At 68.6% G+C, this 634-nt stretch carries 1 protein-coding gene; it reads left to right on the forward strand.

Annotated elements, in window-relative coordinates:
- On the forward strand, positions 1 to 634 hold a 634-nt coding region (locus IEZ01_RS34490; RefSeq protein WP_373287712.1), incomplete at both ends, for a putative T7SS-secreted protein.

Raw genomic sequence — 634 nt, forward strand, 5'->3', positions numbered from 1 at the left:
AGGTCGGTGAGCAGCAGCTCGGGCAGACCGAGGAGGCCAACGAGCTCATCCACGGCAAGCCCGACAAGATCCGCGAGGCCGCCAAGCACCTCACGGACTTCTACGCCGCGTTCGACCGGGTCGGCACCGGCATGCGCACCCTGGACTCCAACGGCTGGAAAGGCCAGTCCGGCAACGCCTTCCGCGCCAAGCTCGCCATGGAGCCGAAGAAGTGGCTCGAGGCCGCCGACGCCTGCGAGGCTGTCGGCACCGCCCTGACCCGCTACGCCGACACCGTCACCTGGGCGCAGGACAAGGCCAAGGAAGCGATCGCGCTCTACAAGAAGGGCGTCGAGGACTCCAAGAAGGCCGTCGACGCCTACAACAGCAAGGTCGACACCTACAACGCGGCGGTCAAGGAGGGCCGCGATCCGGGCCCCGAGCTGCCGCCCTTCAAGGATCCCGGCAAGGCCGAGATCGAGCGCGCCCGCGATCTCCTCGAAGAGGTACGGCGTCAGCGCAACGCGGCCGGCGACGCGGTCCGGCAGGTCATCTCGAAGGCCACCGAACTCGCCCCCGCCGAACCCCCTGCCTCCAACCGCCTCGCCTCCAACGCCATCGACGCCTACGGCGCACTGAACATCGAGACGCTCCA

Origin of the sequence: Streptomyces purpureus, from assembly GCF_014648195.1 — a bacterium.
GTDB lineage: Bacteria > Actinomycetota > Actinomycetes > Streptomycetales > Streptomycetaceae > Streptomyces > Streptomyces purpureus.